This window comes from Haladaptatus rarus, from assembly GCF_054177585.1.
Map to the genome: position 1 here is coordinate 111,724 of NZ_JBPEHG010000003.1, position 25,874 is coordinate 137,597.

Annotated in this window: 30 protein-coding genes; 17 read left to right on the top strand and 13 right to left on the bottom strand. The window is 62.6% G+C overall.

The genetic code is table 11. The features are described 5' to 3' along the window. Nucleotides 1-83: 83 nt before the first annotated feature. The 5 genes from ACR3FE_RS09425 (at nt 84) to ACR3FE_RS09445 (ending at nt 4,664) form a co-directional block, all read left to right on the top strand. Nucleotides 84-812, top strand: a complete 729-nt coding sequence (locus ACR3FE_RS09425) for a hypothetical protein (protein ID WP_458206855.1) — start codon at nt 84-86, stop codon at nt 810-812. A gap of 141 nt (nt 813-953) precedes the next feature. After that, the gene (locus ACR3FE_RS09430; protein WP_458206856.1) at nt 954-2,933 is read left to right on the top strand and encodes an aconitate hydratase; all 1,980 of its coding nucleotides are present in this window, start codon (nt 954-956) and stop codon (nt 2,931-2,933) included. A gap of 335 nt (nt 2,934-3,268) precedes the next feature. Then, entirely contained in the window at nt 3,269-3,775 is a 507-nt protein-coding gene (gene rimI / locus ACR3FE_RS09435) for a ribosomal protein S18-alanine N-acetyltransferase (protein WP_458206857.1), read from the top strand. 34 nt (nt 3,776-3,809) lie between these two features. Further along, nucleotides 3,810-4,229: a DUF5810 domain-containing protein gene (locus ACR3FE_RS09440; protein WP_458206858.1), complete on the top strand. Its 420-nt coding sequence runs from the start codon at nt 3,810-3,812 to the stop codon at nt 4,227-4,229. A 24-nt stretch (nt 4,230-4,253) separates the two neighbouring features. Further along, nucleotides 4,254-4,664 carry a DUF5809 family protein gene (locus ACR3FE_RS09445; protein ID WP_458206859.1) on the top strand — a complete coding sequence of 137 codons (411 nt, stop codon included), beginning with the start codon at nt 4,254-4,256 and terminating at the stop codon, nt 4,662-4,664. Nucleotides 4,665-4,737: 73 nt separating this feature from the next. Here the strand turns inward: ACR3FE_RS09445 and ACR3FE_RS09450 are convergent, their stop codons facing one another. After that, nucleotides 4,738-5,169 (bottom strand): metal-dependent transcriptional regulator, encoded by a 432-nt coding sequence (locus ACR3FE_RS09450; protein WP_458206860.1) that lies wholly within the window; start codon nt 5,167-5,169, stop codon nt 4,738-4,740. A gap of 356 nt (nt 5,170-5,525) precedes the next feature. Here ACR3FE_RS09450 and ACR3FE_RS09455 point away from each other — a divergent pair, with 356 nt between their 5' ends. From ACR3FE_RS09455 to ACR3FE_RS09465, 3 genes are all read left to right on the top strand, one after another. After that, a complete protein-coding gene (locus ACR3FE_RS09455; protein WP_458206861.1) occupies nt 5,526-6,092 on the top strand; it encodes an NUDIX hydrolase in 567 nt (188 codons plus the stop codon). Then, on the top strand, nt 6,089-6,607 hold the full coding sequence (locus ACR3FE_RS09460) for an NUDIX hydrolase (RefSeq protein WP_458206862.1): 519 nt from the start codon (nt 6,089-6,091) through the stop codon (nt 6,605-6,607). Before ACR3FE_RS09455 ends, ACR3FE_RS09460 begins: the two co-directional genes overlap by 4 nt. Before the next feature lie 277 nt (nt 6,608-6,884). Further along, on the top strand, nt 6,885-7,232 hold the full coding sequence (locus ACR3FE_RS09465; protein WP_458206863.1) for a rhodanese-like domain-containing protein: 348 nt from the start codon (nt 6,885-6,887) through the stop codon (nt 7,230-7,232). A 127-nt stretch (nt 7,233-7,359) separates the two neighbouring features. On the opposite strand, the gene yciH is transcribed toward ACR3FE_RS09465, so the two are convergent. The 5 genes from yciH to ACR3FE_RS09490 all read right to left on the bottom strand — a co-directional run bounded on the left by yciH (nt 7,360) and on the right by ACR3FE_RS09490 (nt 12,558). Next, entirely contained in the window at nt 7,360-7,653 is a 294-nt protein-coding gene (yciH, locus tag ACR3FE_RS09470) for a stress response translation initiation inhibitor YciH (RefSeq protein ID WP_135829300.1), read from the bottom strand. A 65-nt stretch (nt 7,654-7,718) separates the two neighbouring features. Next, nucleotides 7,719-9,947, bottom strand: a complete 2,229-nt coding sequence (locus ACR3FE_RS09475; RefSeq protein WP_458206864.1) for a transglutaminase TgpA family protein — start codon at nt 9,945-9,947, stop codon at nt 7,719-7,721. Further along, nucleotides 9,944-11,008 (bottom strand): DUF58 domain-containing protein, encoded by a 1,065-nt coding sequence (locus tag ACR3FE_RS09480; protein WP_458206865.1) that lies wholly within the window; start codon nt 11,006-11,008, stop codon nt 9,944-9,946. The genes ACR3FE_RS09475 and ACR3FE_RS09480 overlap by 4 nt, the downstream gene beginning before the upstream one ends. Nucleotide 11,009: 1 nt before the next feature. Further along, nucleotides 11,010-12,008 (bottom strand): AAA family ATPase, encoded by a 999-nt coding sequence (locus tag ACR3FE_RS09485; protein WP_458206866.1) that lies wholly within the window; start codon nt 12,006-12,008, stop codon nt 11,010-11,012. A 259-nt stretch (nt 12,009-12,267) separates the two neighbouring features. Further along, on the bottom strand, nt 12,268-12,558 hold the full coding sequence (locus ACR3FE_RS09490; RefSeq protein WP_458206867.1) for a DUF7573 domain-containing protein: 291 nt from the start codon (nt 12,556-12,558) through the stop codon (nt 12,268-12,270). Between the two features lie 72 nt (nt 12,559-12,630). Between ACR3FE_RS09490 and ACR3FE_RS09495 the strand changes: the two genes are divergently transcribed. Then, complete coding sequence (locus tag ACR3FE_RS09495) at nt 12,631-12,831, top strand: DUF8024 family protein (RefSeq protein WP_458206868.1); 201 nt, start codon at nt 12,631-12,633, stop codon at nt 12,829-12,831. Here the strand turns inward: ACR3FE_RS09495 and ACR3FE_RS09500 are convergent. From ACR3FE_RS09500 to ACR3FE_RS09510, 3 genes are read right to left on the bottom strand one after another with little or no spacing between them, the layout of a single operon-like run. Then, the gene (locus ACR3FE_RS09500) at nt 12,794-13,774 is read right to left on the bottom strand and encodes a 5,10-methylenetetrahydromethanopterin reductase (RefSeq protein ID WP_458206869.1); all 981 of its coding nucleotides are present in this window, start codon (nt 13,772-13,774) and stop codon (nt 12,794-12,796) included. The two genes, ACR3FE_RS09495 and ACR3FE_RS09500, sit on opposite strands and share 38 nt — an antisense overlap. Further along, nucleotides 13,761-14,522 (bottom strand): coenzyme F420-0:L-glutamate ligase, encoded by a 762-nt coding sequence (locus ACR3FE_RS09505; RefSeq protein WP_458206870.1) that lies wholly within the window; start codon nt 14,520-14,522, stop codon nt 13,761-13,763. The genes ACR3FE_RS09500 and ACR3FE_RS09505 overlap by 14 nt, the downstream gene beginning before the upstream one ends. A 53-nt stretch (nt 14,523-14,575) precedes the next feature. Then, nucleotides 14,576-15,073 carry a metallophosphoesterase family protein gene (locus ACR3FE_RS09510; protein WP_458206871.1) on the bottom strand — a complete coding sequence of 166 codons (498 nt, stop codon included), beginning with the start codon at nt 15,071-15,073 and terminating at the stop codon, nt 14,576-14,578. Between the two features lie 87 nt (nt 15,074-15,160). Between ACR3FE_RS09510 and ACR3FE_RS09515 the strand changes: the two genes are divergently transcribed. The 5 genes from ACR3FE_RS09515 (at nt 15,161) to ACR3FE_RS09535 (ending at nt 20,972) form a co-directional block, all read left to right on the top strand. Then, nucleotides 15,161-16,273, top strand: coding sequence for an outer membrane protein assembly factor BamB family protein (locus ACR3FE_RS09515; RefSeq protein ID WP_458206872.1), 1,113 nt, complete (start codon nt 15,161-15,163; stop codon nt 16,271-16,273). 103 nt (nt 16,274-16,376) lie between these two features. Further along, complete coding sequence (locus ACR3FE_RS09520; RefSeq protein ID WP_458207186.1) at nt 16,377-17,630, top strand: eIF2B alpha/beta/delta subunit family protein; 1,254 nt, start codon at nt 16,377-16,379, stop codon at nt 17,628-17,630. 141 nt (nt 17,631-17,771) lie between these two features. Next, a complete protein-coding gene (ddh, locus tag ACR3FE_RS09525) occupies nt 17,772-18,707 on the top strand; it encodes a D-2-hydroxyacid dehydrogenase (RefSeq protein ID WP_458206873.1) in 936 nt (311 codons plus the stop codon). Between the two features lie 139 nt (nt 18,708-18,846). Continuing rightward, the gene (locus tag ACR3FE_RS09530) at nt 18,847-19,158 is read left to right on the top strand and encodes an EMC6-like membrane protein (RefSeq protein WP_458206874.1); all 312 of its coding nucleotides are present in this window, start codon (nt 18,847-18,849) and stop codon (nt 19,156-19,158) included. Between the two features lie 2 nt (nt 19,159-19,160). Then, a complete protein-coding gene (locus ACR3FE_RS09535; RefSeq protein ID WP_458206875.1) occupies nt 19,161-20,972 on the top strand; it encodes a ribosome biogenesis/translation initiation ATPase RLI in 1,812 nt (603 codons plus the stop codon). Between the two features lie 26 nt (nt 20,973-20,998). Here ACR3FE_RS09535 and ACR3FE_RS09540 read toward each other — a convergent pair whose 3' ends face one another. Next, the gene (locus ACR3FE_RS09540) at nt 20,999-21,439 is read right to left on the bottom strand and encodes a DUF7979 domain-containing protein (RefSeq protein WP_458206876.1); all 441 of its coding nucleotides are present in this window, start codon (nt 21,437-21,439) and stop codon (nt 20,999-21,001) included. Nucleotides 21,440-21,549: 110 nt separating this feature from the next. On the opposite strand from ACR3FE_RS09540, the gene ACR3FE_RS09545 reads away from it, so the two are divergent. After that, nucleotides 21,550-22,842, top strand: a complete 1,293-nt coding sequence (locus ACR3FE_RS09545; protein WP_458206877.1) for an NHL repeat-containing protein — start codon at nt 21,550-21,552, stop codon at nt 22,840-22,842. Nucleotides 22,843-22,855: 13 nt separating this feature from the next. On the opposite strand, the gene ACR3FE_RS09550 is transcribed toward ACR3FE_RS09545, so the two are convergent. Beyond that, on the bottom strand, nt 22,856-23,392 hold the full coding sequence (locus ACR3FE_RS09550) for an archaemetzincin family Zn-dependent metalloprotease (RefSeq protein WP_458206878.1): 537 nt from the start codon (nt 23,390-23,392) through the stop codon (nt 22,856-22,858). Nucleotides 23,393-23,431: 39 nt separating this feature from the next. On the opposite strand from ACR3FE_RS09550, the gene ACR3FE_RS09555 reads away from it, so the two are divergent. Further along, a complete protein-coding gene (locus ACR3FE_RS09555; RefSeq protein WP_458206879.1) occupies nt 23,432-23,821 on the top strand; it encodes a UPF0146 family protein in 390 nt (129 codons plus the stop codon). A gap of 143 nt (nt 23,822-23,964) precedes the next feature. On the opposite strand, the gene ACR3FE_RS09560 is transcribed toward ACR3FE_RS09555, so the two are convergent. Next, nucleotides 23,965-24,168 carry a heavy-metal-associated domain-containing protein gene (locus tag ACR3FE_RS09560; RefSeq protein WP_458206880.1) on the bottom strand — a complete coding sequence of 68 codons (204 nt, stop codon included), beginning with the start codon at nt 24,166-24,168 and terminating at the stop codon, nt 23,965-23,967. Nucleotides 24,169-24,312: 144 nt separating this feature from the next. Continuing rightward, entirely contained in the window at nt 24,313-24,924 is a 612-nt protein-coding gene (locus ACR3FE_RS09565; protein ID WP_458206881.1) for a methyltransferase domain-containing protein, read from the bottom strand. A gap of 73 nt (nt 24,925-24,997) precedes the next feature. On the opposite strand from ACR3FE_RS09565, the gene ACR3FE_RS09570 reads away from it, so the two are divergent. Next, nucleotides 24,998-25,870, top strand: coding sequence for a TIGR01548 family HAD-type hydrolase (locus ACR3FE_RS09570; protein ID WP_458207187.1), 873 nt, complete (start codon nt 24,998-25,000; stop codon nt 25,868-25,870). Nucleotides 25,871-25,874 lie beyond the last annotated feature (4 nt).

Sequence of the window (25,874 nt, forward strand, 5' to 3'; positions counted from 1 at the left end):
CTATGCACTAGATGTGAGTCCAATGTGAGTTCTGTGTGAGTTCAGTAGCAATAGTTATGTCAGATGGTGTGGTACGCAGTGATATGGCCCGAGAGATTCGGATCAGCATCGACGATGACGAAGTGTTCGAACGCCTGAAACGCCGGAAGCGGGAACTCGACCTTTCGTGGGAGGAAGCCCTTCGCCGGGGTCTGGAACGCGGACGCGGAGAACCGTCTAGCGCGTGGGGAGGCGACCGCTCTCGACGCCCGCCACGCCCACCGCGTCCACCGCGCCCCCCGCGTGGACACGGACGACACGTCTCGACCCACGGTGGTGATTCGACCCGTGGGGGTGGTGAGCATCCCAGTCCGTTCGACCCCGATTTCGGCGACCGCCTTCGCCGGGAGATCCAGCGGTCGGTACAGGAGTCGATGGAAACCGTCGAGGAATCGATGCACGCCGTTCAGGAGGGACTCGACGCCGAGATCGACCGACTCGAAGATGCGGAAGACGCAGTCCTATCGTTCCCGTCTCTCGACGACGAGCGCGCGCAGGTACCCCTGCGAGTGAACCTTCGGACGAGTCCCGACGGCCTCGACGTCGAAGTCGTCGCCGTTCGCCGCGGCAAGGATACGACGGCGACGAACCGCTTCGCCGACGATCAGCGAGCACAGATAAACCGTCGTCTCGCCTCGGGCGAGTCCGCTCGACTCGAACTCCAGGGTGGCACCGAAACCTACGACGTCGTTCCGGCGCTTTCGTGGGGTCGTGCGGACGATGGGACGCCGACCGTGACCGACGTCGAGATCGCCGACGTTCGGTTCGACTGATTAATCATAGGATCTCCATCATCTAGTTCGACGTGCGATTTTTGAATGGCGAAAATTGCCACGCGAGAGCGCCATTTACAACGAACGATAGAACAGAAACACGCGGGATTTATACCTCCGGAGAGTCGATTATCGACCGATATGGGACAGACACTGACGGAAAAGATTCTCGATGACCACCTCGTCGATGGCGAACTCGAAACCGGCGAGGAGATCGGGATCGAGATCGATCAGGTTCTCACACAGGACACGACAGGGACGCTCGTGTGGCTCCAGTTCGAGGCGCTCGAACTGGACGAAGTCCAGACGGAGATCGCTGCCCAGTACTGTGACCACCAGACGTACCAGTTCGACTTCAAGAACACGGACGACCACCGGTTCCTTCGCTCGGCGGCGGGCACGTTCGGCGCACACTACTCTCGCCCCGGCAACGGTATCTGCCACAACGTCCACAAGGAGAACTTCGCCGCACCCGGCAAGACGATGCTCGGGTCGGACTCGCACACGCCGACTCCCGGTGGTCTCGGTGAACTCGCCATCGGTTCCGGTGGACTCGACGTGGCTGTCGCCATGGGTGGCGGCCCGTACTACATCGAGATGCCCGAGATCGTCAACGTCCGCCTCGAAGGTGAACTCCCCGAGTGGGCCACCGCGAAGGACGTCATCCTCGAGATGCTCCGTCGTCTCTCCGTGAAAGGCGGCGTCGGCAAGATCTTCGAATACACCGGCCCCGGCGTCGAGACGCTCTCGGTTCCCGAGCGCACGACCATCACCAACATGGGGACGGAACTCGGCGCGACGACCTCCATCTTCCCGACGGACGAGAAGACCGAGGATTGGCTTGACCGCCTCGGCCGCAAGGACGAGTACGTCGACCTCCAGCCCGACGAGGACGCGGAGTACGACGACGAACTCGTCATCGACCTCTCCGACCTCGAACCGCTCATCGCCAAGCCGTCGATGCCGGACAACGTCGTTCCCGTCCGCGAAGTCGCTGGCCAGTCGGTCGATCAGGTCATCATCGGCTCCTGTACGAACGGTGGCTACGAGGACATCCTCCCCGCCGCGAAGATGCTCGAAGGTCGCACGGTCAACCGGAAGACCGACCTGATCGTCGCACCCGGCTCCAAGCAGGCCTCCGAGATGCTCGCCCGCGAGGGCTGGGTCGCCGAACTGATGGCGGCAGGCGTCAACTTCTCCGAGGCGACCTGCGGTGCCTGTATCGGAATCGGTCACGTTCCGGCGTCCGACTCCGTCTCGCTCCGAACGTTCAACCGCAACTTCGAGGGTCGCTCCGGTATCGAGGACGACTCGGTCTACCTCTGTTCGCCCGAAGTCGCCACCGCGGCGGCCATCAAAGGCGAGATCATCGACCCGCGTGACCTCGCAGACGAACTCGGCGACCTCGAAGACCCCGGCTTCGAACTCGGCGACAACTACGGCACCAGCGCCGACGATCCCGACCTCATCTCCCCCGACGAGGCCGTGGACGACGAACTCATCAAAGGGCCGAACATCGGCGACGTCCCGCTGAAGGACGAACTCGAATCCGACCTCGAAGGCCCGGCCCTGCTCAAGATGCAGGACAACATCACGACCGACCACATCATCCCGGCGACGCAGGACATCCTGATGTACCGGTCGAACATCCCGAAGCTCTCCGAGTTCACCCTCTCGCGCGTGGACGACTCGTTCGCACAGCGCGCACTCGACGCCGACGGCGGGTTCCTCGTCGCTGGCGAGAACTACGGACAGGGTAGCTCGCGCGAGCACGCCGCACTGTGCCCGATGTACCTCGGTGTCGAGGGCGTCCTCGCACAGAGCTTCGCCCGCATCCACAAGGCGAACCTGTTCAACTTCGGTCTCCTCCCGCTCGAAATCGACGCGGACGACTACGAGCAGATCGAGCAGGGCGACGACATCGAGATCGTCGACGACGTGGCCGAAGCAGTCCGCTCCGGCCAGGAGGAGTTCACGGTTCGCGTGAACGACGAGTGGGAACTCACCGCAACGCTCGACGCCTCCGACCGCGAGCGCCGTATCCTCGCCGACGGTGGCAAACTGCCCCACACGAAGAAGCAGGCCGAGTCCGGAAGCGGCGCGGCTCCTGCGGACGACTAGAACCGCCCTCTTCGCTACCACCTTTTACGATGGTCGCAGGCAGGAGTGACGACCACCGTGGTCGTCACTCCTGCTGGCTCCCTGTAAAAGCTGGACCAAAAGCACGGCGTCACCCCCTCAGTCGTGCCTTCAGCAGACGCTTTGCGTCTGCTTTCGGCACTCTTTCGAGGGTTCCTTAGCCCGGAAAATCGGAGATTTCCCGGGCCGACGACCGAGCGGAACGCAGTGAAGCGAGGGAGGAGGCTTTTGATCGACCTTTTGTCAGGGAGGGAGGCCACGACCGACGCCACGTGGCGCGGATCTCGGCACCCGACCGCAACAAAAGGTTGTGGGGCATGAAAACTATAGTATCCCACGCCGAACTCCATGGTGTGACGACCACCGCGAGCGAAGCGGACACGTTCACCATCCGCCCAGCCGAGGATGCCGACCTGCTCGCCGTCTTTCGTATCGAGAAGACGTCGTTCAGACAGCCGTGGCCATTCTCGGCGTTCGAACGATACGTGGGTGAACCGACGTTTCTCGTCGCGGTGAACGGCGGAAAGGTCGTCGGCTACGTCGTGGCAGACCTGATCCCGAACCACGGGCGGGCGCTCGGGCACATCAAAGACCTCGCGGTTCACCCCGCCCGTCGCGGCGAGGGCATCGGTCGGAAGTTGTTAGAGCGTGCCCTCGCCGGACTCCAGGTTCGTGATGTCCGTTCTGTCAAGTTGGAAGTGCGCGCGAGCAACGAACCGGCCATCTCGCTGTATCGCCAGTTCGGCTTCCGCTACCTTCGGACGGTGCCACGCTACTACGGCGACGGTGAGGACGCGATGGTGATGGTGGTCGAACTCGACTGAATCGTTTTTCTGTCCGCACTTCGTACCCCTGGGTATGGGATTCGCGTGTCCGGTCTGCGAGACGCCACAGTCCGATGGGGAGCACCTCGCCAACCATCTCGCGTTCGCCGCCATCCTCGGCGACGACGAACACGAAGCGTGGCTGGACGAGCACGTCCCGGAGTGGGACGACTACGGCCCGGACGAACTCGCGCCGCGCGTCACCGAGCTGGCACCGGAAGCGGACTATCCACACGTGTTCGACGACACGGTTCACGACCACGACCATGGCCACGAACTGGAAGACGAACTTCAGCAAACCGGTGGCTACGGACGGGATACCCGAACGAGTGGGACTGGTGGCGGGATGTCTGGCGGTGTGATGGGGACAGAGGCCCAGTCGATCCTCGACGAAGCGCGTCGGATGACCGAGGAGATGCTGGAGGAAGGTGAGGACGAGGACGAAAGCGAGTAGTCCCCACCCCGAGAACCGCCACGCATGGAGACTCACGGTATTCTCGCTCCGGACGACGAGGGGGACGTGCGAGAACAGTACGAGGCCATCGGCCCGGCGGCACAGACCGTCGTCAAGGAGACGGCGAAAGCGATGCACTTCGACCGCGAGGAGTACGGCGAGCGCGTGACGAGTGAGGTGGTCGAAACCGCCCGCGACGCACTCTTTGCGTCACTGCTGGAAGTCCACACCGGAACGCGCGAGGAGTTCGAAGCGGCGATTCCGAACGATTTCGACGTTCACGAAGAGGGAAGCGAGAACGTCGCCCACGTCGCGTGGCACGTCGCTCCCGCGACGGAGACCGTCGTCGCAGCTACGTATCAACAGAAAGAGCAAGCGGCGATCGGGACGCTTCAGCGAATCGCGTTCGGACGGGTGTATCGAGCGATCGTCTGAACGACCTCTGCAGATTGCCGGGACTCCTGCTCCTCGATCTGGACAGTGTGACTCGCCGGAAAATTCAGTGGTGCTATTCGTCTTGTACGTCGTCGAGGCACTCGCTGTACTCGTTTTGCGGTGCACTACACTGTCCGGCACATGGGTGGTCGATGCGTTCGCGGAGCCGCGCCACCACCTCGTCGGAGAGTGCGTTGCCCATCTCGCGGGCTTCCTCGGGATCGTCGAGTTCGAGGTCGTCCGCGAAGAAGTTCTCCGTGACGCAGTGTTTCCACATCACTTCTCGGGCGGTCGCCTCCCCCTCGTCGGTGAGTGTTGCACCCTTGTACTTCTCGTAGGTCGCGAGGTCACGCGTTTCGAGGGTGGCGAGCATCTCGGTGACGCTGGCGGCACTCACGTCGAGGGCCGTCGCCAGTTCGCCGGTTTTCGCCGGGCGGCCAGTGCTCTGGCTGACGAGGTGGATCATGCTGAGGTAGCGCCCGACGCTCGCAGAAACCTCGTTCATGCTGAGAAGCTAGCGCGTGGCGAAGTCATAAATCATTCCCCACGACCTTTTGCTGCGGTCGGGGGCCAGCGGGCGCGTGCCGTCGCACGCGCCCGCTGGCCGTCCTCCCTGGTAAAAGGTCGATCAAAAGCACTCTTCACCCCACTTCGGGGGTTCGTCGGCCCGGAAAATCTCCGATTTTCCGGTGAGTGAGCTAGCCCCCTGGCGGTCGTGTCGCCTGCTGACTTTTGGGGTCATCACGTCTGCTACGTCCTGAAAACGGGTGTTTCCGTCTCTCGTCGTGACCTGTTCGCCACCGCCTGCCGATCGCGATTCGTTCCTTCCGATTTTAAACGTTCGCCGCCACAGTTCGAACCATGACCGATGATCTGCGAGACGACGATTGGCGCGACCACGACTGGCCGGTGCTCGAATCGGAAGTGGAGTACGATACCGGCTGGTACACGGGCGGCTACGATCTCGTGGAGCAGCCAGATGGAACGACGAAAAAGTACTACTGGGCGGAACTCCCACCAGCGGTGGTCGTTCTGGCCGTCGCAGATGGGCAGGTCGTGTTCGTCGAACAGTACCGACCTCCGATTCGAGAGCTGTGTCTGGAGTGCCCCGCCGGAATCGTCGAAGACGGGGAATCGTACACCACCGCCGGAGCGCGGGAACTCCGCGAAGAGACCGGCTTCGAGGCCGACGGGATCGCCCTGCTCGAATCGTTCTGGGTCGCCACCGGTGTTCTGCGCCACGAACGCGGCATCGTTTTCGCGGAGGGGTTGACCCCGACCGAGCGCGAACTGGACGACAACGAGTTCCTCTCGGTGCGAACGCTTCCGGTCGAAGATGCCCTCGACGCCGCCCGCGAAGCACCGGCCAACGACGCGACCATCGAAGCCCTGCTCCTTGCAAGTGAGGCTGGCCTGCTCGACAGATGAACTGGGAACGTCGCGGGGAGACGAGCCTCTCGGTTGGGAAGTACGCCGTGGGGTACGATGCCCTCCAGCGACCCGACGGAAAGAGCGTTCGGCGCCTCTGGTTCGACCCGCCGGACTCGGTCGCCATCGTTGCCCGCACCGGCGACGAGATCGTGCTCATCGAGGAGTATCGCCCGCGTCTCGGCGAGACGATGGTGTCGTGTCCGGCAGGCCGCGTCGAACCCGGCGAGTCGTTCGAGATGGCGGCGAAACGCGAACTCCACGAGGAGACGGGGTACGAGGCGGGTGCGGTCGAACATCTCGAAACCTACTTTCCGGCAGCAGGGATGCGAAAGCGTCGGGGAGTCGTCTTCGCAACCGATCTCACTCCGGGCGACCAGCATCTCGACCCCGACGAGTTCATCGACGTTCGAACCGTCCCCGTCTCGGACGCTATCGACGCGGTTCGTGCCGGGCCGACCTGCGGCTGGTCGCTCCCGCCGTTGCTCCTCGCTCGTGAAGAAGGGTTACTCTGACCGCCTTCATCACTCCAATCGTCCAGCACGAATCGCCCGGAGAGTCGGCGTGCTCTTTGGCTCCGACGACTCTTCCTGGGTCGGGTCCGGAATCGCCGTCACCACCGTCGCTTTTCGTGTCATGAAATTGCTGTATGGTAACGATGCTCAAAAGCCTTCCGCCGGTGAGATACGTTTTTTCCTGCCTTCTTCTGGGTCGTATCTTCGATGTCGAAGATGCCGGGGGTCTGGCAGGCGACCAATCCGTTTATTCCGGCGGCGACCTTAGCTTGCGTCGATGGACGCGGAGATCTCCACGACAGCGGTTCACGAACTCGTCGAATCGGAAGATGACGTCCGGATCGTCGACATCCGGTCGCAAGCCGAGTTCGATCACGGTCACATCCCCGGCAGCGAGAACATCCCGTTTCACGAACTCCCGCAACGAATCTCGGAACTGGACGACGCCGAACACATCGTCACCGTCTGTCCCGTCGGCCAGTCGAGCGTACAGGCCGCCCGACTCATCAGCTCCTACGAGGGCGTTCCGTCGGATGCACAGGTCGAGAGTATGGCTGGCGGACTGGAAGATTGGGAGTACGCACTCGAATCGGCGAACGACGCCGAGTGCGATGCACCGTTCTGAGTTCGTCGGGAAGATCACACCGGGGTTCGATATCAGGGGCTGTTTGTCTCGCTCCTATTCTCACTGAGATGCGCTAAAAATAAGTAGCGCGTGGCTTTTCTGTAGAAAATCCGACCGACGCTCGTCGTTAGGCGACGTTGAATCCTTTGTCTCGGAGGAAATCCTCGACACGACCGGTGTGGTTTCCTTGGAGTTCTATCTGGCCATCTTCGACTGTTCCGCCACAGGCGAATTTCGACTTTAGATCTGAAGATAGACTATCCAAGTCTACATCCTTGGGGTCGAATCCTTCGATGATCGTTACCTCTTTTCCGTAACGGCGCTCGTCGATGCGGATGGTGATCTGCTGGGATTCTTTTGCGACGTCTTCACAGACGCAAAGCTCCTGAGGCAGCCCGCACGTCGAGCAGACTTCCGACATTACGCATGGGGCTACGAAAGCAACCTATTAAACATTGTCGGGTATGTTGCCATATCGAGTGGTAATCAGCCACGCATGTTCCGTCGCCTGGACCCTCGGACGATGTCGTTCACGAGCGACACCGCCTCGTCCGCCTGCTCGCTCGTCACCTCGCCTGCGTAGCGTGCCCGCTCGTACAGTGTGCCCACGCGCTGTGCTCGCTCGTCCACACCGACGTGCGAGAGCGCGGCGATGTACTCTCGCGGCGTCTCGCCCGGTCGTCGCTCCCGATGCTTTCGAGCGAGATGGTACTCCAGTCGGTCGAACGCGCGTTCGACGTCCGTCTCCGGTTCGTCCCGTGGCTGCCAGCGCACCCACACCGCACGATAGACGGTTCCGAGGGTGCCGGTTCGTCTCGCTACGAGTAACAAGCCGAAAGCCAGTAACCCACCGTACAGTAGTTGTTCTGTCGACGGCATCCGGACCGGAACCCCGCTACCGCCGACGGTCGTCGTGTTTGCCGACGTGTTCGTCGTCACGACGCTCGTCCCGTCGCCGATGCCGATATCTCCGCGCCGACCCTGGTCGACGTCCGGCCCAGTTCGCGTGTTATTCGAGGAGTCGCTTTCGTCGGTCGTCGAATCGGTCGGGCTGGTCGTGGTCGGCGATTCCGGTGTCCACGTTCCGTTTTCGCTTCCGCTCGCGTCGACGTCCGTGACGTTGTTCGCGCGCGCTTCTTCGACCATGTTCTGCTCGGCGTCCTGCCGCGGGCCACTCGGCGTCGGGTCGAACCGAACCCAACCCGCGTTCGGGAAGTACACCTCGACCCACGCGTGTGAATCGAGACCACGGACGACCCACCTGTCTTCGTCGACGCGCTGTCCCGACGTGTAGCCGGTGACGAACCGTGCCGGGATTCCCTGGGTCCGGAGCATTGTCACCATCGACGTCGCGTAGTAGACGCAGTAGCCTTCCTCCATCTGGAAGACGAACTTCTCGGCCACGTCACCCTGTGGTTTCTCGACTTCGAGGGAGTATCGCTTGTTCTCTTCGAGCCAGCGTTCGATGTAGAGGGCTTTCTCGTATGGGTTGTCCGCCCTGGCCGTGATCTGGTTGGTCTTCTGTTTCAGCCGCTTCGACGTGCTTGCGGGGAGTTGCGTGTATCGATGCTCGACCGACGAGGGGTAGTCCGTCCCGGCGTTCCGCAGTCGGTTCGGACTCTTCACCGGCACGCGGCTGACGACGCTGTACGTCTGTCCATCCACCATAACGTTCTTTGGCGAGAAGCTTCCACCGCTCCCGATTCGAACGTTATTCTTGGCTTTGCCGATGGCCCGTATCGGTTTCCACGCGGCGGGCATGGCGTTGACGCGATCCGCCTTGACCCTGAACGTCTGTCGCACTTCGTACGAACTACCCACCGGTGGTGACTGCACAGTGTAGGGGCGACTGCCTTCGGTTCGCATCCAGTTGGTTCCGGTGTAGCGGTCGTATGCGGCCACCCGCCAGTAGCTTCCACGATTCGCCTCCACCGTATAGTACACTTTCGGCGAGAGTTTGATGCTTCCCTGGATGGCAACGCTTTGGCTATTGCTGACGAGTCCGCCGCCACCGCCGGAGCCACCACCGCCACTCGGCAAGATCGGACTCACGCTCCCACCCGGTACGACGCTCACGGTCGTCGAGAGGAGTATCATCCCGACCAGCGCCACGGCCAGCACGTCGACCTGTGCGACGGTTCCGCCGTACTGCGCCATCGTCCCGAAAGCGAGGATGCCGAGGATACCGACCATTCCGAAGAGCGTCACGAACGATCCGGCATCACTCGTGAGAACGAAGAACCCGAGCGCCGCCCCGCCGCTCACGGCGGCGAGCACGTATCGCCGCCGGAAGACGAGATACCACGGGACGAAGACGGTCGCTGGCGCGACGCCGAGCGCCCACGTTCCGACCTCTCGCATCTGGAGGATCGACAGCCCCGTCAACAGTGCCACGTTGTCAGCGACGATACGGCCTGTCTGTGAGAGATTCGCACCTGGTACCGTCGAATAGTAGCTGAACAATCCGCCACCGAGCAACACTCCGCCGAGGACGAACGCAGTCCACGCCGGGAGTTTGCGGGCCAATATCGTCGCTCCGACGAGGGCGCCCGCAGCGTACAGGAGCAGGTCGTCACTGCCACCGACGACGTTCGTGATGTGATAGAAGACGCGGAGATACGATGCGATGAGCACCGCTGTCGAACCGACGGCGAACCAGTGGTAGGGAATCCTGATTCCACCGAACCGAACCGCGTCGTTCTGTACCGTGCTCATCGTCGATCACCACTTTCTAGTCCGGTTTCTGATGGAATTTGCATTCCACCGTCCGTCCGCGCCATCCGACTCGATGGACTACTCTGTTTCCCACCAGCCGCGAACTCGTCGAACGACACCGTGCGCCCGCGGAACTCGATCTCGGCGTCCTCGCGCTCGGTCATCCCCCGGATGACGATATCTGCTCGTTCCCGGTCACGTTCGTGAACTCGGCCACTTTCCATGTGTGCGAGCAGCGTGAGGATGGTGGTCTGTTGGCCATCGCTGAAGTCGGGCGCGACACGGCCTTCTGGCGTCGTCATCCCGACGGCGACGCCAGCATCGAGCAGGGCGGCGGCGATACTCGCCGCCGCATCCGCCACGATATCGACCCGGCCACCGTCCGCCTCTGCGCTGATCTCGATCCGCTGTCGCTCCTCTTCCGATTCGAACTCCCGGACGAGCAAGTCTTCGTCCGGTCGTTTCGCGCTCGATTTCCAGTGTACGTCTCGAAGTGGGTCACCGCGCTGGTACTCGCGCAACTGGTCGAACTCGCGCCGTGCCGCGATGCCGAGACTCTCGTGGAGTGCGGTCACCGTCTTCACGTCGTTCACCTGCTGGATTCGCGGGAAGACGAGGATCGACTCTCGAACCTGATGGGTGAACGTTCGCTGAAACAGGCCGAATACGTCGCTTGCGACGACGCGCACGGGACCGATGGCCTGCTCCCCGCGATCGGCGAGACCAACGTCGAATTCGAGCGTCGTCTCGCCGATACTGGCGTCGACCGGTTCGCCCGAATGGTCGATTCCGTCTGCGAGCTGTAACGAGACGCTCCCGACGAACGGGTCGGGGGCCGAGAAATCGAGTGTGATGGTCGCCTCGTCGCCGCGAAAGCCGACCTGCGGTGCCGACACGACGAGGTTCGGATGGCTGGTTCGTTTCAACTGGACGTATCCGACGAGCAGCGCGACGAGGAGCGGCCCGACGACGGCGTTCAGCGACCGCGCACCGAACGCGAACGCCAGTAGGACACCTGCCACGCCGACGACGACGAACGTCTTTCCGCGTCGCGTCAGCATCTTACTCCACCGGAACGCTGTCGAGGGCGTCCTGGACGATAGCGTCTCCTTCGTCACCACCCATCGTTCCGCTTTCACTGCGGATTCGGTGGGGCAGCACCGTCACCGCCTCCGATTTCACGTCGTCGGGGACGACGTACTCCCGCCCTTCGAGGACGGCTCGCGCTTGTGCCGCACGGAGCAGGGCGATCGACCCCCGTGGACTCACGCCGAGTTGACTGCGGTCACGGGTGTAGTTTGCCAGTCGCGTGACGTAATCGCGGACGGGCGGTCTGACGGTCACCTTCGTGATGGTCGCCCGTGCCCGGCGGATGTCGCTGGCGCTCGCCACCGGATCGAGTCGTCGGATCGGGTGTTCGCCGACGATGCGCCGGAGCACCTCCGACTCGTCCTCCGGACTCGGATAGCCGAGCGTGAGTTTCTTCATGAATCGGTCGACCTCGGCGACGGGCAGTTCGTACGCCCGGTCTTGTTCGACCGCGTTCTGCGTGGCGATGACCGTGAACGGGCTGGGAACGTCGTGAGTCGTCCCGTCGATGGTGACCTGCTCTTCTTCCATGGCTTCCAGCAGGGCGGCCTGCGTCTTCGGCGGTGCCCGGTTGATCTCGTCCGCGAGGACGACGTTGCCGAAGATCGGGCCGGGCTGGAACTCGAACTCGTTGGTCTTCTGGTTGTAGACGTTCACGCCGGTCACGTCCGATGGAAGGAGGTCGGGCGTGAACTGCACTCGCTTGAACGAACAGTCGATAGAGCGCGCCAACGACCGGGCCAACATCGTCTTGCCGACGCCCGGAACGTCTTCTAGCAGGAGATGACCACGGGCGAGGATCGTCGTCAGAATGTGTTCAGCTACGTCGTGTTTCCCGACGATGACGTGTTCGATGTTCTCGATGATCCGCTGTGCTAGATCCGCAGCGTCCTCGATAGAAAGTGGGTCTGCAAACTCGTCTGTCGGGCGTTCCACGGAGGTCGGCTCGGGGTCTTTGTTAGCTTCCTTCATGCTATGAATGACGCGATTGGGTACGGGTTCGAATTGCCCCTTCTGGAGACGCTCTCTCACCGTCTCCTTCGTTACACGTACAAGGGGGACATACCTTTGTAACTTTTGTCGCTACCCAAAGATGTGTAGCCATTCCTCTTGAATGCTTTGTGCATTGGTATCTCGATACCCGAGATATGTTGGTGAGCGAAGAAACGGAAGCGGTCGCGTCTCGTCTACGTGACGGTGTGTCGACTATCTCTGCGACGAACTTGTCCGTTCACCACTCCTTGCAGTCGGCACAGACCATCCCGTCGTCGTCCCGCCACCGTCGCTCGACCGACTCACCACAACCCGCACATGTCGCCCCGTCGGGCGTCCAGTCGTAGGTCGCGCGTGCCGGTTCGACCTCCTCTTCATCGTCGTGGCTCCCCGTTTCATCACCGTGGCTCTTCTCTTCGTCGCTGTAGCTCTCCTTCCTTTCCTCGCTGGCTTCCGTATCGACCCCTTCGTCACCCTTCTCGTCGGCGTCCGTCGGGCCGAAATCGGACAGTGACGTCTCTTCTGACACGTCCCCGCCTACGAAGTCGCTCGTCGTAAGCGTGACGGAGCAAACAAGTACCCCCAGTACCGACTTCCGACCATGGCAAGCCTCGTCCACAATATCACCGAGATGATTCGTCTGTTCACCGAGATAGCGACGGCGAGTCCCGTCACTGCGCTTCTCGTGCTCGCTGGCGCGATACTCGTCGGCCTCCCGGTGCTGGTCTTCGGCTACCTCGCCCTCGGCGGCCTCGTGTCGCCACTCATCCCCGACTCGCCCGGTCGAGCGCCGCCGCAGTGAGGCTGATCGCTTTCTCGCGGTCGGGGCCGAGCGGCGACCCGGCGACGAAGCTGTCCGCGTAGTCGAGAACTCGGCTGATTCGGTCGGCCACCGACTCCGACGTTCCGGCGATGGCGAAGGCATCTATCATCTCCGGCGTCACCTGTTCGAACGCATCCGAGAAGTCGCCCGATTCGATCGTTTCACCGATCCCTTCCGCCCGTTCGTGGTCGAGACCGTGTCTGTCGAGCACCGGTTTTGCCGCACCGCCCGCGATGAACGCCACTGGGGGGCGAGCGGCCTCGCGTGCTTCGTCTCCGTCTTCGGCGACGCTCACGCAGGCGTACGCCGCGAAATCGAAGTCGCCTCGCTCGTCTGGTCGTTCGTCCAACCCCTCCGCGATTCGCTCGGCGGCCCACTCGAAATCGCGAGGATGGGATGCGTTGACCAGCGCCCCGTCGGCGTGTTTCGCGCTCATCCGGAGCATGTGTGGGCCCTGCGCGCCGACGTACACCGGAATCTCGCCTGCCGAGTAGTTCAGTCCCGCATCTCGCACGGTGAAGGTGCCATCGTGGGTCACGCGCTCCCCGGCCCACAGTCGCTTCGAGACCTTCATCGTCTCCAGTACGCGCCGCAAGGGACGGTCACGGTCGATCCCGAGATTTCGCAGGGTCGAGCGGTCGCCTGCGCCGAACCCACAGACCCCTCGCCCATCGCTGGCTTCGTCGATGGTGGCGACACGGGAGGCGAGAGTGACCGGGTGGGTTTCGTAGGGATTCACGACGCCCGGGCCGAGACGGATGTCCTCGGTCGTCTGTGCCACCTGAGAGAGGACGACGAACGGGTCGCGGTTGTTGTAGTGACTGCTGGCGAACAGCGTGTCGAACCCCTCGTTTTCCGCCCGCTCACTGAGCGCGACCAGTTCGTCGATGGGATGTTCGGGCGTGAGTTCAATCCCGTGCAAACTCCCACCCCCGGAGTGCCTGCCGGATGAAATCGCCCTCGACCGCTCGAAAGAGGTTCTCGCTACCCTCGTGGTTGCCGAACTCCCAGTCCCGGACGACGACGACCGGCAGGCCGTCGTCGCCCTCGCCGGTCACGAGGTTGGCGGTCGACGCGAGTTCGTCCACGACCGACTCGACCGTCACTTCGAGTTCGTGGCCGTCCCTGTCGCGCTCGCCGCGCCAGTCCCTGCTCGCGGGCATCCCGGCCCAGCCGAGGGCGACGCCGCGCTGACCGTGCCGAAACGGTCGGCCACAGGTGTCGGTGACGACGACCGGTACGTCCACCGAGAGGTTCGCTCGGATCCGCCCGGCACTTTCGCTCGGCTGTTTCGGGAGCAAGAGGAGGTCGGCGTCCCCGGTGTTCGAGCGGTCGATCCCCGCGTTCACGCCGATGTGACCGAAGCGCGTCGCGGTGAGCAGGAAGGGAGCCTCCACGATTATCTCCGTGCTCTCTTCCAGCACGGCCTGTGCGAATCGGGGGTCTTTCTCCTCACCCGAGATGTCGGCGAGTCGGGCCGCGAGTTCCTCCGCACGCGGACTCGCCGGAAACGCCGAGAGGTCGGCCATCCGGCCCTCGGCTTTCGAGACGATGGTGCTCGCTACCAGTAGTACGTCGCCCGGTTCGAGGTCGACGCGCTCCTCGACGAGTCCGGCGATGTCGTCGCCGGGTTCGACCTCCGGGATCCCCGGTACCGCGAAGACGTTCATGACCGGTCGTTGGTGCGCCCGGATAAAAACCCGCCCGGAACGAGCAAATCGCGTCAGCTTTCGTGCATCTGGACGGTCAGGGTGCCGTCGTCGATGGTCGCAACGAGCATCGTCGCCTTCCGGGCGGGTGCTGCGCCGGTGGCGCTCCCCGGATTGAGTAGCCGGACGCCATCGACCACCTCGTCCATCACCCGGTGTGTGTGCCCGGCGACGCCGACCGCTGACGAGTCGGCGGTTTCGCGAACCGTCTCCGCAATGCGCTCTCGATATCCTCGTTTCGGCCCCGTCCCGTGAGTTACGACGAACGTGATTCCGCCGATGTCGAGCGTCGCCACCTCCGGAAGTCGCAGCGAGTGGGGGTCGGTGTTTCCGGTGACTGTGGTGAGGTTGCCGTCGGTCAGTTCCGACACCGACGCCAAAGCGTCTGCCGAATCGAAGTCCCCTGCGTGGATCGTGTGGTCTGCGCGCTGGATCCTGGTTCGAACCCAGTCGGGGATTCGATTCGCGCGCGAGGGGATGTGGGTATCGCTGATGATGGCGACCCGGAGCATGGTCGGTGTTTCGACACACTGGTTGAAAAGCGTTCGAGGGACGAATCGCCCAGAACGCTTTTTTCTTCGCTTTCGAAGTTCAACAGTATGGGCCACGGTACGCGACGAGATTTCCTTCGTGCTACCGGTGTCGGTGTCCTGGGGCTATGTAGCGGTTGCAGTACCTTTCGAGCGGATTCGCGCTGGACGGTAGAACTGCCTGGGTCGCCCGCCCGAGCGTCTGCCACGACTGACACCGGATTCGTCGTTGCATCCACGCTGGCGACCGAGGGTGGAATAGATCACGTTCGCTTTTCCGGCGACTCCGAACGTCTCGCCACGCTCTCGCGTATCACCACGGCACCCGTCCTCGATGGAAAGCGCGTACTCGTCGAAGCCGATGGCATCATCCACGAAGTCCCACTCTCACAGAAGAAGTCGACGAGCCTCGGAACCGCTTATCTGGCGTTCGGGCGCTACTCTCCCGTGGTCTCGAACGCACGGATGTACGGTATCGGCTACAGCGAAATCATCGGGCGGTACGTCGTGTTCTCCCTCGACCTCGACGCGGGACGAGTCGAATGGCTGCGTCGATACGGGAACGTGCGTGCATCTGTCGACACCGATGGTGACCGCGTGTTCGCCGGTTCTCCAGCGGGCGTGGTGCGGGCGTTCGACGCAGCAAACGGAACGCCACACTGGAGATGGAAAACAGCCGGAGATGCACTGCTCACGCATCACGACGGGACTCTCTTCGTCGCATCGACGGACGGTCTCACGGCGTTGGATCCCACCGACGGAGCCGTGCGTTGGCACAACGAGAGTAACTGGATCGGGGCGGTCGGAACCATCCCCGAGGTGAACGATTCGAGCGTCTACGCGGTGCTGTCGTTCTACTCGAACCGGGGTCGGACGCGACTCGCGATGGAGACGTATCTGGTGGCGTACAACCGGAAGACAGGTGAAGAACGGTGGCGGACCCGCGTGAAATTCGGCACCCCAATATCGGTGACGAAGAATGCCGTGGTCGCCGAATCGGTCGAACGAGTCGAAACGACGGGAAGCAACGCGAAACGTCGAGAGCGACTGTCCATCTTCGGTGTCGGTGGCGCACGCAAACAGCAGTTCGACCTGTCAGGACGGTTGACGATGAAGCCCATCCTCCACGACGATGTCGTCATCGTCGGGGACGACAACACCATCGTCGCACACGACCGGTAATCTGCTCACCGACCGAACCTCACTGACCCACCGACCGATTCATTCGCCCACCGACGACCCTTTTGCCCGCAGGTTCACGTACCGCCACGACGACGATTCGACCATGGACGAAACGCACGTCGTCACCTGCTTTCTCCGGAACCGTGGCGAAGTGTTGCTCCTCCGGCGGAGCGACGAGGTCGGGTCGTACTCTGGACTGTGGGGCGGGGTCGCCGGACACGCGGAGGGTGACCCGGACACGCTCGCACGCGAGGAGATCGCGGAGGAGACGGGGCTGCTCGACGCCTGTACGCTCGTGCGAGCAGGTGACTCGTTCGAGGTGAACGACGAATCGCTCGATACGCGGTGGGTCGTCCACCCATTTCTGTTCGACTGTGCGAGCCGAGACGCGACGACGGACTGGGAGACGACCGAGACGGCCTGGGTTACGCCGACCGACATTCTCCGTCGGGAGACGGTGCCCGACCTATGGACGTCCTACGAGCAGGTTGCACCCTCGGTCGAATCCGTCGCGGGCGACGACGAACACGGCTCCGCGTACATCTCGGTTCGTGCGCTCGAAGTCCTCCGCGACAGGGCCGGACTGCTCGCGGTACGCGGTGGTGAGCGAGAAGGGCTGGGAAGTGCGCGGGACGAGTTGGCCGAGGTCGCGCGTGACCTGCTCGATGCCCGCCCGAGCATGGCTGCGCTCGCAAACCGGGTGAACCGAGCGATGACCGACGCGAAATCACTGGAAGCGGTCGAGCAGGCGGCCATCGACGGTATCGAGCGAGCCTATCGGGTGGACCAAGAGGCGACCGACGCTGCGAGCGAGCGATTCGCGGATTCCACGGTGCTAACGCTCTCGCGCTCGGGAACCGTGCTCGATGCGCTTCGGGACACAGAGCACGTCTTCGTCGCGGAATCGCGGCCAGCCCGTGAGGGTGTCGGAGTCGCGGAATCGCTCGCTACGGCGACGGACGTGACGATTCACACCGACGCCGCGATGGCGCACGTGCTGGCGACCGAGGACGTAGACTGCGTGGTCGTCGGTGCGGATTCGGTACTTCCCGATGGCGACGTGGTGAACAAGACCGGGACGCGGGCGGCGGCGGTGGCGGCAGTTCACGAATCCGTGCCCGTGTTCGTCGTCACCGCGACCGACAAGGTTCGAATCGAGGATGAGCCGGTGTTGGAATCGGGTATCCTGACGGCGGTGTACGACGGCAACGCGGACGTTTCTGTACTGAATCCGACGTTCGACGTGACGCCTGCGGGGTTCGTTTCGGGCTACGTGACCGAGCGCGGAATTCTTGATGGTGAGGATATTCGTGACGTGGTCGAGGAACTGCGCGAACTGGCCGAATGGGGCGAGTAACAAGAGTCAAACCGCTCGGGTGGCTACTTCCGGACGGGCGGCGGTGACGAAAGTTACCCCCTCCGAGCCCCTTGTGACGAGGTCTTTACCCGAGCCGCCCGTTCCGAAGATTCAACCTGTAGCCGTGGGTATCCCTCGTCTATGCAGGTTTCACACCTCGGAATCCACGACTCGGTCGGTGCCGTCTTTCCACCCGAACAACTCCGCGACGAACTTTCGTCGCTCGACCTGGAGGTAGTCGTCGTGGGCCACGACGCGGACGACCTCGCGGCGTGCGATGCCCTCGTCACGTTCGGCTACAGCGAGGCGTTTCTCGATTCCGGATTGCAGTGGATTCACTCGATCCAAGCGGGCTACGACCGTTTCCCGCTCGACGAGCTCGAATCGAAGGGTATCGTCCTGACGAACAGCACTGGTATCCACGGAACCAGCGTCGGCGAGACCGCACTGGGGATGATGCTGTCGCTCGCTCGCCGTTTGCACACCTACGCCAAGCAACAACCCGAGCGCGAGTGGAACCGTCCGGCGTGGGACGAACCGTTCACGCTTCAGGACGAACCGCTGTGTGTCGTCGGTCTCGGAACCCTGGGGCAGGGAATCGCGAAGCGGGCGGACGCCATCGGGATGCGCGTTACGGGAGTTCGGCGCTCGACCGACCCGGTCCCCCACGTTCACGAGGTGTACGCGAACGACGACTTGCACGAGGCCGTCGCGAAAGCGCGGTTCGTCGCGCTGGCGACGCCTCTCACGTCCGAGACGCGCGAACTGATGGGTGAAGCGGAGTTCGCCGCCATGCGCGACGACGCCTACTTCGTCAACGTGGCTCGCGGAAAATGTGTCGACGAAGATGCGCTGATATCGGCGCTGGAGGAGGACGAGATCGCGGGTGCGGCCCTCGACGTGTTCGAAACTGAACCGCTTCCCGAATCGTCGCCGCTCTGGACGATGGACGAGGCCGTCGTCACACCCCACGCCGCAGCGGCGGAGATCGATTACTACCGTCACATCGCCAAACTGGTGCGGGAGAACGTCCGGCAGATCGACGCCGACGAGGGACTGGTCAATCGAGTCGTTTAGTGCCCAGACGAGCGTCATAGCTGGGTCGTGTCTCTGTGCGGGTTCGATGTCGCCACGCTCGTTTTCACAAGCAGCGATCTCGTGAGAGAGCATACACGCAAACGAACACCTTTTGAGGGAGGGTACCCGAGTGCCACCCATGGCGACTGAACAGGCATCAGAGCGACGGTCGGCCCATCTCCGGAGTATCACCGTCACGTCGCTCGCTTCGCTGGCCGGAATCGTTGCGGCGTTCGTCTCTGCCTCCCTGGTAGGGACGACTCCGGCGGCAGCGAAGGATCAGATGGGACTGGCGATCGTCCTCGGCTTCGTGGTCATCCAGCTCCCACTGCTCCGTTTCATCGGCTTCGAGTTGGATGGTGCGAAAGATTACCTCTACGTGACGTTCATGACGTTCTCGCTGTGGTTCATCACGTGGGGCATCCTGCTGATAAACCACGTGCAGGTGTAACCATGGCGGAGGACAGTATCGCCGTCGTCGACCTGGAGCGTTGCTCACCCGACCGGTGTAACTACGAGTGTAAGAACTACTGCCCACCGAACCGAACCGGCAAGGAATGTATCACGCTCCGGGGCGAGGACGCGGACGAAGGCGGCCCCGACCAGATCCACATCAGCGAGGAGATCTGTCTCGGCGAAACCTGTGGCATCTGCGTCGAGAAGTGTCCCTTCGACGCTATCGAGATCATCAATCTCCCACAGGAGCTACAGGACGACCCGGCCCACCGATACGGCGAGAACGCCTTCGCGCTGTACGGTCTCCCCGTCCCTGAGAAGGGACAGGTGACGGGTATCCTCGGCCCCAACGGGAGCGGGAAGACGACCGCCGTGAAGATCCTGGCGGGCGAACTTGCACCCAACCTCGGCCAGTTCCACGATCCGCCGGGGTGGGACACGGTGCTCGAACGCTACCGAGGGACGGAGCTTCAGAACTACCTTGGCGCAGTGCGAGACGGCGACGTGACCGTCGCACGAAAGCCCCAGTACGTCGATAAGATCCCGACTCGGTTCGATGGCAGTACCGCCACACTGCTCGAACGAACCGACGAGCGCGGCGTGTTGGACGACCTCCTCGAACGCCTCGAGATCGAGCACGTGATGGAACAGGATATCGACAGCCTCTCCGGCGGGGAACTCCAGCGCGTGGCGCTGGTGGCCGCACTCGCCCGTGACGCGGACTTCTACTTCCTGGACGAGATCACACCGTATCTCGACATCAGCCAGCGGGTGAAGGTCGCGCGCCTGATCCAGGAGATGGCGAACGAGGACGGGCGGTCGATGCTCGTGGTCGAACACGACCTCGCCATCCTCGATCTGGTGGCCGACAACCTCCACGTGGCCTACGGTGAACCGGGCGCGTACGGTGTCATCACGACGCCGAAATCGGTGCGCAACGGCATCAACGAGTATCTCGCAGGCTACCTCAACAACGAGAACATGCGTATCCGTCCGAACGCCATCGAGTTCGACGAACACGCACCCCGCGAGACGACGACCGCCGACCCACTCGTCGAGTATCCCGACCTCTCGAAATCCTACGGCGAGGGCGAGTTCTCGCTCGACATGGAGGGCGGGACGATCTACGAGAACGAAGTGCTCGGCATCGTCGGCCCGAACGGGATCGGGAAATCGACGTTCGCCAAACTGCTCGCTGGACGACTCAACCCCGACAAGGGAAGTGTGGACTTCGACCTCGACATCTCCTACAAACCCCAGTACATCGAGATCGACCAGCCGATGCGAGTGGACGCCTTCCTCTCCTCGCTGACTGACGACTTCGGTTCGTCGTACTGGAACACGGAGGTCGCTCAACCGCTCCAACTCGACCGTATCATGGAGCAGAACCTCACCGACCTCTCCGGCGGTGAGCGCCAGCGAGTCGCCATCGCGGCCTGTCTCTCGAAGGACGCCGACCTCTATCTGCTGGACGAACCCTCGGCGTACCTCGACGTGGAACAGCGCGTCCGAGCGACGCGCGCCATCCGACGCTACGCCGAGATACAGGACGCCACCGTGTTGCTCATCGACCACGACATCTACATGATCGACCTCGTCTCCGACCGCCTGATGGTGTTCGACGGCGAACCCGCAGAACACGGTCACGCCGGTCGCCCGAAGGGCATGCGCGAGGGGATGAACGACTTCCTCGCCAACCTCGATATCACCTTCCGCCGCGACGAGAACGTGGGTCGCCCACGCATCAACAAGCCCGGCAGTCAACTCGACCGCCAGCAGAAGGGCGACGGCGAGTACTACTACAGCTAATCCGGTTTTTCAGCTTCTTCGCTTCTTCAGACGATAGCGACTCGAAGGTAGTGGTATCGTCCCTCGTACCGCACGACCTTCACGCGATCTTCGTCGTGGAAACTGAACTCGCCGTCCAGCGTCACGGAGCAATCGCACTCCATGGCTTCTTCGACCACCTGCTTGCGCTCCGCCGAGAGATCTTCGAAGGCGACTCGCTCGCTAGCGTCAAACTTCATAGCCTGGCCCTCGTTCAGTTCCGAGACCGAGAGGAACTGGGTACCTTTGGCGGGTGTCGTCTCGGTGTCCCCGGTCGTTTTGGTGGTGGTCGTCGATATCGCGGAAATCGTCTCGCCGGTCGAGGTCTGCGTCGATTCGACCATCGCCGGTTCCGCCGTGTCGGGGTTCGGTGAGACGCCGGAGCAACCGGCGAGCAGGAGCGAGAGGGCGACCAATCCAGCGACAGCTATCTGCCTGTCGAAGATCACCGATTCCGAATATTTATTTCGATAAGTGCTTTGTGCTGCTGGAATACGACTGAGCAAGAATGCGTGACGAACCGAATCACCTTTTTTCCGACCGGTCGAATCGCCGGACAGTGATCTCGACGCTCGTCGCGTGGCTTTCGGTCTCCGACAACCGCGCGAAACTGTTCGCCTTCCTCGCCGTCTCGCTCTTCGCTGTCGCTGGCGTCGGGGCGCTCTCCGCCCCCGACCGACCGTTTCTGACGACGGACGAAGAGCGCCCGACGAACAACACCCTCGTCGCCCTTCAGGGGTACGAACACGAGGGGCGCGCCATCGAGGTGAACCCGGAGGGCGAAGTCGTCTGGGAGTACGCGAAGGCAGACGACGTGTTCGACGTGGAACCCCTCGGGCCGAATCGCGTCCAGATCGCGGTGGCCGACGAACTCCCGGACGAGCAGTGTCCACCCCGATTCCGCGACGACGGACACGAGAACTGCGTGCGAAACGCGCTCAGGATAATCGACCGAAACACGAAAGCGACGCTGTGGGAGTACGCGTGGTTCGACGCGAAGCTCCACGCACACGAACTGCACGATGCCGACCACTACTCCGTCGATGGCGACGACCGCTGGGTGCTAGTGGACATGGGTAACGACCGCGTGTTCGCGGTGAACCGCGAGAAGGAGGTTCTCTGGCAGTGGAACGCGACCGACCGCTACCAGCGCCCGCAGAAGTTGGGGCCGGAAGGCGACTGGACGCACGCCAACGACGTGGACAGGGTCGAGCCGGGTGTCTTCCGGGTCAGTCTCCGGAACTTCGACACGGTGGTCGATCTCCACGTCGAGAGCGACGCGACTGGAAACGAAGCGGAATCGGTTCGCGTGGAGAGGGTCGTCGGCCCCGATTCGTTCTCGAAACGCGGCGACATCCTCCACGAGCAACACAACCCCGACACACTCGACGACCCCGATACGCCCGGCGATACGCTGCTCGTCGCCGACAGCGAGCACGACCGCGTGGTCGAGATACGAAACGGCGAACTCGTCTGGGAGTACGGCGGTAGCGCCGTCTTCGATTGGCCTCGTGACGCCGACCGCCTCTCGAACGGGCACACGCTGGTCACGGATTCGTACAACGACCGCGTCGTCGAGGTGGATGAGAACGGCGAGATCGTCTGGGCCATCGAAACCGGATCGCTCCCATACGAGGCAGACCGCCTGCCGGGTGAGGGAAGCGACGGTCAGACAGCGGGTGAAGTGGGGATCCCGAACCGGACACAGGATGCGTCGGTCGTCCGCGAACGCGGCGCGTGGGCCATCTCGATGGCGAAGTACGTCGGGCCGGACAGTCTCGCAGAACAGTTGTTCGTCGTCGTCCTCGGTCTGCTCGCACTCGTTGGTGTGGCTATCGAACGCTGGCGATAATCAGTGATTATACTCAGAGTACCTGCCGCTGGCAGGTGCCACAGAGGTTCTCTTCTTTCACGTCCACTTCGCGGACGGTCGGCGAGAAGTTCATCACACACCGCGAGTTGTCGCAGTGTTCGAGTCCGAGCGTGTGGCCGATCTCGTGGACGACTTCCTTGCGGACGCGGTCGGAGAACAGTTCGTTCGCTGGCTTCGTCGAGATACCGCCGTCGGAGGAGAGACCGTCGGATGCAGGTTGCAGTCGGTAGGTAGAGATGACGCTTCCGCTGCCGTCGAGATAGGCGAGTCCGAAGACGTAGTTCCGGCGGCGGTAGAAGAGATCCTGGGGCGTGATGGCGATGTTCTTCTCCCCGGTTCCGATCCGACTCGCCATCTCGATGAAGTCCTCGGCACGGTACTGTTCGCGGTTCGGGTCGTGTGACCCGGCTGGAATCCCCTGTCGTTCGTGCACCATAACGTCGCAGTCGTAGATCGTCCGGAGGGCCGCAGACGCCTCGCGTTTGACCCGCCCCGCTACGTCCCCCACAGGGACGATGTCAATCAACATAGCAACTCCTATGGGGGGACGCCCCATAAACATCCCGCCGTGAATCAGCCTACCCGCGACGGAATCGTCACCCGCCTCGCCGACTACCGGCGCGCCGTCGAGATCGGTATCGGCGATCGAACCGATGTCGCGGAGGCGCTCTCCGACGCTGGCGTGGCCGTCACCGCGACAGATGTCTACCCGAGAGAGGTTCCCGAGGGCGTTCGGTTCGTACTGGACGACGTGACCGACCCCGACGCGACAGTCTACGAGGATGCCGACGTACTCTACGCACTGAACATCCCACCAGAACTGCATCGTCCTGCGCTGGCGGTCGCACGCGCCTGCGACGCCGATTTCGTTTTCACGACGCTCGGTGGCGACCAACCCTCGGTTCCGGTTCGCCGGGAGACGATTCCGGGCGAGACGCTGTTCTGGGCGCGAGAATGAACAGCAGATTTTTCGACTTCCTCGAAGAATCCCTCGAAACCGTCGTTCCTAGGCCCTTGCTGAAAGGGATTCTCGTGACGAACACGAGTCTCCACGGAAGGGGGAGATGGCTCTTCTTCCGCCGGTGTTCGGTCGTTACTTCCTCAGAGTTCGGCTCCGTAGTCGATCTCGGTAATCGCCTGACGGACGCGCTCTTCGGTTCCCGGTTCGCCTCGGACGGTGACCTCGTCGGCGTGGGCGTTGGGAGCGACACTACTTACTCCTGGAAGGCGCGTCACCTTCCTTCGGACGGTGTTCTCACAACTTTTGCAACTCATGCCGATCACGTGGACTGTGTACTCTTTCATCTGCACTCGATCAGACGGCCTCTATCCAGTTAATACCGGAATATCCGACAGATATATCGATTATTTTCCTAAATCGTGTCGTCTTGGTCACTCGGATTCGAAACACTGCCGACGATTCCAATTCAGATGAGGACTGGCGAAAGTCTACTCCGCCGGTTTCCGTGCCACTAGCGTCACTGCTGCGTGTTGGTGCGGCTCTCCACCGGAGTCGTCGTCGAAGATGAATTCATCTTCGTCCACGATCTCCCAGTCGTCGTAGTAGCTTCGGAGTTCACCCTGTTCGTAGAAGTGTTCATTCTCCCCCCAGTCGGGCGCGGGCGGAACGTCGGGGTGGTCGACGAAGGCGAACAGGACGTGGATGCCGTCGTTCGTCGTGTCGCTCTTGAACTGGTCGAACTGTCGTTCGCGGTTCTCGGGGCGAAGATACTGGAGCGTGCCACAGGAGTACACCACGTCCATCGCCGGGAAGTCGAGATCGTTCACGTCGGCCTCACGGGTCTGGATCTCGACGCCGCGCTCCTCGGCGAGTCGCTCGGCTTTGTCGAGTCCGTTAGACACCGGATCTACCGCGAGGACGCTGTATCCCGCTTCAGCGAGGTAGACCGCGTCCCGACCCTCGCCCGCGCCGATATCGACTGCGGCAGGGGTCGCTCGGTCGGGGGCGAACTCCAGCACTGCTTCGGTTAATCCGTTGGGGTCTGTCCCCCAGTAGTACTCCTCGCGTCCATAGACGCGCTGGAGTTCGTCGTACTGCATCGCTCGTGCTTCGAAGGGGAGACGGAAAAAGGTGATTCGGCAGACCCTTACTCCATCGCACGAACGCCAGCACATGAACGTGGACGCTGTCGTACTCGACATCGACGGAGTGCTCGTGGACGTGGCGGACTCCTACCGCCGCGCCATCGTGGAATCGGTCACGAAGCTCTACGACGACACGATTTCGAAAGCCGACGTGCAGGCGTTCAAGGATGCGGGCGGGTTCAACAACGACTGGGAACTCACCTACGCCGCAGCCCTGTACGTCCTCGCTTCGCGCGAGGGACTTGACCAATCCATCGAAACGTTCACCGACCGGATCACCGAGGAGGGCGGTGGACTCGACGCCGCAGAGGAAGTCGTCGCCGACGCGCTCCCCGACGACGCCCTCGCCCGAGTTCGAGATGCGTGGCATCCGGAACGATTGCGCGAAGTGTTCCAGCAACTCTATCTCGGCAGGGAACTGTACGCCGAGATCGAAGCCGCAGAACCGACGCTTTCCACGCGCGGCTACATTAACGACGAACCCGTGCTGGTCGAATCGGAGACGATCACCGAACTCACCGGGAACTACCCGGTCGGAATCGTCACCGGCAGACCCGCAGCCGAGGCCGACATCGCCCTCGAACGCGCCGGACTGGACGTGGCCGACGAGCACCGATTCACGATGGACGACTGGGAGCAGGGGAAGCCACACCCCCACGCACTGACGACGCTCGCCGAACGCTTCGACGCGAGTTCGGTCGTCTTCGTCGGCGACACGCTAGACGACGTTCGAACCGCAGTGAACGCGAGCGAGTCGGACTCCAGCCGCGAGTACGTCGGCGTCGGCGTCCTGACGGGCGGGCTGACGGGCGAGGAAGGCCGAAGGAAGTACGAGGCGGAGGGTGCTGCGGCGGTCGTCGATTGGATAAACGACCTGCCTGCACTGCTTACAGAAGACTGATGCC